This window comes from Polaromonas sp. P4_H1, from assembly GCF_056400945.1.
The window spans coordinates 1-538 of the sequence record NZ_JBFUKG010000136.1; the positions used below are offsets into that span (position 1 = coordinate 1).

Here is a 538-nt window from a genome sequence, read left to right on the forward strand (position 1 = left end):
GGGTCTCAACGGGCGTGTGCAGCACGGTCATGTCGGGCCCRCAAATCGCCAGCACTCCGCCGTCCTTGTCGCGCTTCACCCAGGGGATGGCCGCACCGAATCCGAAGCGGATGATCAGCTCCATCCGGACCGTCACCGTGCCGCGATCGCCGCGGACGATGCGCACCACATCAGAGGCGGCGCCGCGCGGCGGCATGAAGTCGATCAGCGTGATGGCGCCGTCGTCCGTCTCCAGCGTGGTTTCCAGAATGAGGGAGTCGCCGCGATAGCGCCGTTTGCATGCCGTGATCGGAGCGTCGGGCGTGATTTGCCAGCGGCCGTGATCCTTGGTGCCGAGCAGCGCGGTAAAGCAAGCGTCGGAATCGAAGGCCGGCCAGCACAGCCAGTCGATCGATCCGTTGCGGTTGACGAGAGCGGCGGTCTCACAATCGCCGATCAGCGCGTAATCTTCGATATTGCTGTACAAAGTCTTTCCGCCACCTGACAAAATTTAGGTCAATGCGGACAAACTCCTGTCCGCGGTTGCAATGTGCAGCGC

General features: G+C 62.9%; 1 protein-coding gene. It reads right to left on the bottom strand.

Annotation, left to right across the window (positions count from 1 at the left end):
* A partial coding sequence (locus tag AC1DS5_RS25525) for a trehalase-like domain-containing protein (RefSeq protein WP_477721035.1) occupies positions 1-466 on the bottom strand: 466 nt, incomplete at its 3' end.
* Positions 467-538: the final 72 nt, after the last annotated feature.